This is a genomic window from uncultured Wocania sp., assembly GCF_964021735.1.
Lineage (GTDB): Bacteria > Bacteroidota > Bacteroidia > Flavobacteriales > Flavobacteriaceae > Wocania_A.
The window spans coordinates 1-7639 of the sequence record NZ_CAXIBN010000151.1 but is presented as its reverse complement, the minus strand read 5'-3'; the positions used below and the strand labels follow the sequence as shown (position 1 = coordinate 7639).

General features: G+C 33.8%; 3 protein-coding genes. 1 reads left to right on the top strand and 2 read right to left on the bottom strand.

Features of this window, described 5'->3' with window-relative positions; all coding sequences use genetic code 11:
- The coding region (locus AADI82_RS12075; protein ID WP_341216684.1) for an ATP phosphoribosyltransferase regulatory subunit at nucleotides 1–984 on the top strand (984 nt) is incomplete at its 5' end.
- A gap of 104 nt (nucleotides 985–1088) precedes the next feature.
- Here AADI82_RS12075 and AADI82_RS12070 read toward each other — a convergent pair.
- Nucleotides 1089–4964: a LamG-like jellyroll fold domain-containing protein gene (locus tag AADI82_RS12070; RefSeq protein ID WP_341216683.1), complete on the bottom strand. Its 3876-nt coding sequence runs from the start codon at nucleotides 4962–4964 to the stop codon at nucleotides 1089–1091.
- 201 nt (nucleotides 4965–5165) lie between these two features.
- Nucleotides 5166–7639 (bottom strand): LamG-like jellyroll fold domain-containing protein (locus tag AADI82_RS12065; protein WP_341216682.1); only part of this gene is annotated, 2474 nt, incomplete at its 5' end.

The window sequence follows — 7639 nt, the reverse complement described above, 5'->3', positions numbered from 1 at the left end:
GTTTGGAGAGCAGATAGACCACAGAAAGGACGTTTTAGAGAGTTTTATCAATGTGATGCCGATGTAGTTGGGAGTAAAAGTCTTTGGCAAGAAGTTGAGTTTATTCAACTTTACGACACTGTTTTTTCTGCTTTAAAATTAGAAGATGTTACCATTAAAATAAATAACCGTAAAATACTTTCTGGAATTGCCGAAGTTATTGGAGCTAGTGATAAGTTAATTGACTTTACAGTAGCTTTAGATAAACTTGATAAAATAGGCGAGGAGAAGGTGAAGGAGGAAATGCTAAGTAAAGGCATTTCAGAAGCAGGAATTGAAAAATTACAACCATTATTTAACCTTTCAGGGTCTTTTGAATCTCAAATTGAAAGCTTAAAAAGCATTTTAAATACTTCCGAAGAAGGAAAAAAAGGAATTAAAGAATTAGCATTCATCAATACTGCTATTTCTGAATTAGGATTATCAACTGCTACACTGCAACTCGATGTTACTTTAGCACGCGGATTGAATTATTATACAGGTGCTATTTTTGAAGTTTCTGCTCCCAAAAACGTACAAATGGGTTCTATTGGCGGTGGTGGTCGTTACGACGACTTAACAGGAATTTTCGGGATGAAAGATGTTAGTGGCGTTGGTATTAGCTTTGGTTTAGACCGTATTTATTTAGTGCTTGAAGAATTGGGTTTATTTCCAGAAACGGTTACTAAAAATGTTGAGGTACTATTCATTAATTTTGGCGAAAAAGAAGCTCTATTCAGTTTAAAAGCCATTAAAGAATTACGTTTAAAGGATATTAATGCTGAATTATATCCTGATGCTGCTAAAATGAAAAAGCAAATGAATCATGCTAATAAACGTGCGATTCCTTTTGTAGTTTTAGTAGGCGAAGAGGAAATTAACTCGAATACATATACTTTAAAAGATATGGTTTCTGGTAAACAATTTAAATTTTCGTTACAAGAATTAATTACTCATATAAAATAAAAAAGCGTCCTAATTTTTTAGGACGCTTTAATAAAGCATAATCTAGTAAATGGTTGATTTGGGTTTTAAACTCAGATTATACTTGTCAACTAACTAAAACTAACTCAATTTATTAATACTTTTTTAGAAAGCTTTCCGTATTCTGTTTCTATTTTTAAAATGTACGTTCCAGTTTTCATTTGCGATGCTTTATACCTTAAATAATCGTCGTTTGAATTTATTTCGAATTTGAATAGCGATTGCCCTAAAATATTAATCATTTCAACCGATTCAATGAGTTGAGAATTCGGATTATGTACCACCACATTCATGTCTTCATTAGAAAAATAAACCTCGATGGGGTTTTTATTTGTCTCATCCGTACTTAATGATTGTGATGCTTTTGAGAATGTTAACTCAAAACGGTTTAGATATTCGCCAGTAGCTAAATGGACATCATACTCACTCTCTTTTAAATCGTGATATACGTTTAGTTCCTTATCGTGCAAATAAATAGCTTTATTACTATCTATATTTTCAAGCTCATCAATTTTTATTGTTGCTAAGCCTTCTTTATCAATTTTAATACCTAAGGGTAATATTTGGGTATCATCAAAATTATTTACGGCTTGAATAACAAAGTTTTTGTTGTTAAATATCCAAAATAAATCTTCTACGTTATTTTCAATTAAAGGCGCATCATAGCCTTTATCTATATCACTAGTTGCATACGTATCTTCACCAACTAATAATTGACGATGGTAACCTTTAGGGGAGTCAAACATCAATCTTATTTTTTGTCTATCGTCCGAATTGGTTTTGGCAGCACTCGATTTACCTTTTGTATTTGAACCTTTTAAGAATAAAGAAGGATCTGAAGCTTCAGTTTTAAAAGTACGCTGGCTATTTTTAAAAGTAACAATACCTCCAGCATCAGCAGTTACAAAGAATCCTTGACTAACAGGAATATATTGTTGCGGAACTTTAGTTCCTATTTGACCAGAAGCATTAATTCTAGTATCTGTTGATACGGCTTTAATACCACCCATTAAAGTGTACGTTGCGTAACCACCTTGATACTCACGTAAAATGTGTGTGTTGCCAGCAAAATGATCCCAGAAGTATAGTGTGCCATCAATAATATTGGTTGCTGCTCTACCTGCTCCAGCACTAATATTGTCTAGTATAAACTCGTTGGCATCTATAGCTGATGCGTACGGGTTACCAACTAAATAGTCGTTTCCGGCAGATAGGGTTAATTTTATATCGCCATTGTTAGGTTTCCCGTTGAATACATAGTTTTGCTCTTCGGTAAACGATGTTGGACTATTATCAACACCTTTCATAGTGTAACCTTCGCCAGCTAATACTGTTCCAGTATTTCTAACATGTTGCCATGATGCATAATTATCGGTTAATTTATTGGCGTACTTCCAAACCCAATAGCTTGCAATGCCAACAGGTGTCGTTCCTGGCGATCCTGGCGATCCATTATAGCCTGTTACAAAATTAATTGGAAGTGGATTAGTAGCTACTGATCCATCATTAAGTATATCGTTTAGTGTATAGCTATTATTATTGCTTGTTGTATTACTTAAACCAACAGGTGAGGACCAATAATTATAAGTATACAAATCTTTAGTGCCTTGTTGATCGCGTTCTAGTGTACCAGTACTTGTAACATCTAATGAGCTATCTGCGCCTTGTATTAGTTGAGATTCGCCTTGTAAATCGATTTTACCATCTAATTTTAAATACCAGCTATTGTTTAGCTCTTTATCATTATTAATAGTTAATGTTGATCCAGAATCAATCAATAAACCTAATGTGCTATGACTATTAGATGTGTTTACATCGTTTTTTATAGCTACAATACACCAATCTTTATTGCTTGATATATTTTCAATATCCCATACATTACCATACTGCCAAGTTCCTTCGGTAGACCAAGCTCCATTGTTAGAAGTTTTATAAGGCATTGGAGCTGTTTGCTCTTGAATTGTGGTTATATAGTTTAAATACAATTCTTTATCATATCCTGAATAATCAGAAGTTGTGCCCTTTTTAATATTTGTCATTGGGTAATAGGCTATTAAATTATTCCAAAGTATGGTACTGCATCCCGATATATCTCCAATATTTTTGGGAATAATACTTCCTCTTATGTTTCCAGAGTTATTTTCAATTTCCTGATATACCATTTGCTGAATTTGATCAGGAATAAGCGCTGTGTTAAATACTCTAACTTCATCTATGTTTCCTTTAAAGTATTCCTTATTACTTACATCTGTTGATAATCTACCTACTTCAAAACTCTCATTAGAATCTTCAGTGTTTTCTATTGCTGCTCCTGTATTAGTAACATTAGTAGAACTTAATAGAGCACCATCTAAGTACAAGCTTATTAATCCTGTTGAACTTTTATAGGTTCCTGTAATATGATGCCATTCATCAAAGTTAATAGAGCTACAACTTACAGTTGTCTCTGAGTTTCCAGCTGATTTTATTGTAAACTTAGGCGTATTTCCATTTTCTAACCATAATTTACATCCTGTATCTTCTCCTGCAATAACCATATTGGTCGAATTGCCAGCATCAGATTTTATCCAAGCCATTATGGTTACGTCATTTAAGCCATTAATAAAAGATGCTCTAGATAAATAATCGTCTACTCCATCAAAATCAATAGAAGCAATAACAGGGGGGTTAATATCAAATAAATCTCTGTAATCTAAATCTCCTCCAATAGTAGCATCGCTATCAACATCTTCAAATGAATTTGTTAAATCTGTAATATCGCCTACACTTACTTCATCGTTTATATCTAAATAGGCAAAAACGACATCAAAAACATCGTCTAAACCATCATTATCAACATCTAATCCACTCAAAATATTTGCTTGACCATTTTCTTGAATATCAGGTGTTCCATCATTATCCGTATCGCTATCTAAATAATCTTTTAATTTGTCACCATCTGTATCTTCTAAGTTGTTTAAGTCTGTGCCTCCCATGGCAGATTCATAAACGTCATCAAGACCATTGCCATTTGCATCAGTTATACTGCTACTAACATTACTTGGTGGTATATACCCTAAAGTAGGTTGTGCTTCTACATTATCTGGTATTCCATCATTGTCACTATCTATATCTACAGTGTCTAAAATATTATCGTTATCAAAATCACATTTAGAACTTACTCCAAAATTGGTTAATCGAGTACTAGTAGTAACTGTCCCAGTTGCTCCGTACAATAAATCGACATGAGAAAATATATCAAATTCCATATATAAATAAAAGTCAGGGTCATTACCTTGTGTTCCTCCATCATGAGGTTCGTCTTCCCAATCTGTAGTTGATCCGGCAATTGTAGGGTCTAACCTATATGTAGTATAACCTGTTGGACCTCCTCCATTAATAAACCCTGCTTGCTCTAAGTTGGTTGTAGCATTTAAATATCCTGTTACTGATGATGTTGCAGTTGATGGATTGAATCCAGCTATTTCGGTAAAATCGTCACCGCTTCTTGTATCAATATCTCTTGATTCTAAAACCATCCCATATAAAATTGCAGGTATACCAATTGGGTTACTTGGAGTCGCTGTTCCTGCTTCTACTAAATCAAAAGAATATGTTATATACTCATCAGTACTAGAATCAAAACCATCTACACGTAATTCATTATTACAATCTACAGTAAATGATCCGTTAATAGTTATAATAGTTAAAACGATATCATAATATTGGTTTTGATATAAAAGCGCATTGGAATAAATTACTTTTTCACCAGCTTTTACATCATCTAAATCAGTAGCTGTAAGTAATGAAGCGTTATTAAATTGAATAGTAGCAGAGCACTCATAAGTATCAATAATACCATCGTTATCGTCATCTATATCAACTGAATCAGGTACGCCATCTCCATCAGAGTCTTGGGCATATGTTGTATAAGAAAATAAAACAAATACAACCAGTACTTTAAAAAGTATAAAATTTTTCATAAGCAGGTTAATTTAGTTGGGGCTAAATATTTAACTGTCAATAGCTTGTTGTCACAAATATAATAAATTATTTTATAAAACATCGATAAAAGGTAAAAAATATCGTTTAAAAGTATTTTGTACAAAAAAAGAGTCCTGAGAAAATCAGGACTCTAACAAAGCATAGTTAAGTAAAAACTAGATTTGGGGTCTACACTTCAACTATTTTATTAATATTTTTTTAGAAAGTATACTATTATCTGTTTTCATTTTTACAATGTAAACACCAGTTGTTATACTTTTTGTTTTATGCTCGATATAGTTTTCTTGAGATTTACTGTTAAACTCATAAATGGATTGCCCTAAGATATTGTATACACTTACAGACTCAATGTATTTTAAATCTGGGTTATGTATTATAAAGCTTTCTTTTTCGTTAGAAAAATAGACTTCTAGGGTCGTGTTTTCAAAATCATCTGTTCCTAAAGCTTTTGATGCATTGGTAAAAGTAATTTCAAAACGACCTGAATACTCGCCTGCAGTTAAATAAACTTCGTAATTACTTTGTTTTAAATCATGGTAAGTATCTAATTCTTTATCATGTAAATAAATATCAGTTGTATTTTCAATATTTTCTAAGGCGTCAATTTTTATAGTTGCTAAACCTTCTTTGTTAGTTTTTACACCTATAGGAAGTGTTTGGTCTTCATTAAAATTATTAACCGCTTGTATTATAAAATTAGCACTACTAAACTGCCAATACATATCCTCATCATTAGTTTCAGCAAGTAGGGCATCGTAACCTAAATCGAAATTATTTGAGGCATTAGCATCTACTCCAACTAGTAATTGACGATGATATCCGTCTGGTGAGTCATACATTAATCTAATTTTTTGCCGTGTATCTGTGTCTTGATTTTTGGCAGAAGACTTAGTTTTAGATCCGTTTTTAACAAACAGTGATTGTGCAACACTTTCTTTCATAAAAGCACGTTGGCTATTTTTAAATTGAACATTGCCACCAGCTATTGGTTGGGTTAAGCCGGTTAAACCAGCATCAGCAATTGATGACACAAAAAAGCCTTGTCCAACAGGAATATATCTTCTAGGGAGCCTTCCGGATGACGCTCCAGAAGCATTAATTCTGGCGTCATTAGAAATAGCCATAGTACTACCCATTAATGTATATGTAGCATATCCACCCTCATAGTTTTTTAAAACATGCGTGTTGTTGGCAAAATGATCCCAGAAATACAATGCCCCATTAATAACGTTGTCTGTATTACCTGCTTTACCGCCATCGGCAGCACTAATGTTGTCTCTAATAAACTCGTCGGCATCCATTGCTGATGGGTATGGGTTGCCCATTAAATATTCGTTTCCTAAGCCTAGTGGCAATGTAAAATCTCCATTATTTGGTTTGCCTCGTAATATATAGTTTTGGTCTGGTGTAGCAGTACCTGGACCTTTCATGGTAAAGCCTTCTCCTGTATTTAATGTTCCAGTGCTTCTAACATGTTGCCATAAAGCGTATTCATCAGCAGTTAAGTTGGTGTATTTCCAAATCCAGTAGTCTGCAATTGCCGGCGAAGTATTACCATTATATCCAGAGGTTAAAAAGGTAACATTGGTAAATATATCATTTAGTGTATAACTATTATTATTTGTTGTAGCATTACTTACACCAACAGGCGAACACCAATAGTTATATAAATAAGTATTAGAATTTCCTTGTTGATCTCTTTCTAAAGTTCCAGAACTAGTAACATCTAAATCGCTACCATCTGTTTGTATAAGTTGCGACTCACCTTCTAAATCTATAGTGCCATCAAGTTTTAAATAATGGGTAACAGTTAAACCTATACCATCATTTGATGCTGTATCTCCATTAACTTGTAAGTCGCCACTATTTATAATTAAGCCTTGTACAGAACAATCTCTTGATCTTACACCAGTTGGTGATGCCCCTAAATATATATCGTTATTAATTTCAACAATATTCCAATCAATAGGGGTAGTACCATCAACAATTGAAAGTGCGTTAGGTAAGGTTTGTACAGCACTGTTTAACCATGTAGCATCGGTGTCCCAGGAACCGGCAGCTTGCGATTCGTATGGGAATGGTGCGGTTTGATGGTCTACAGTATCTAAATTTCTTAACGCCCCTTGGTGGTTGTTACCAGACATGTCGTTGGTGTTTGTGTAGGTGTACACAGACATAGGGTAATAGCCAGCTAAACTTGACCAAGCTATAGGAGCAATTTCATTATTTGTAATGGTTGTTGGGATTACATCTCCTTGTATTAAAGTTGGTGTTGGTAGTATACTAGCATCTATGATTTCTTGATTCATAATGTAACGTAACTGATCTACTGAAAGCGCAATATCCCATACTCTTACTTCATCTATATTTCCTGCAAAATAATCTGTTGTATTTGGGTCGTATCCATCTGCAGCAGCAATTAAGAATTTTCGAGATGTTGCAATTGGTGCAGCTAGGGATGACGCAGAAGTATCTGCGACACCATCTATGTATAAAGTTGCAGTACCACTATTATAAATTACTGCTACTTGGTGCCATTCATTTTCTGGTATAGCAACAGATGATGTTAGTTCTGATGCACCACCATTTAGATTGAATTCCAATTCTCCAGAGCCATTAATTCTAAAATCGTACCCTTCTGTATTTGCGGCAT

Bases quoted from the DNA above. Each gene is read 5' to 3' on its own strand.
- AADI82_RS12070 (WP_341216683.1), bottom strand. From the start codon at position 4,964: ATGAAAAATTTTATACTTTTTAAAGTACTGGTTGTATTTGTTTTATTT.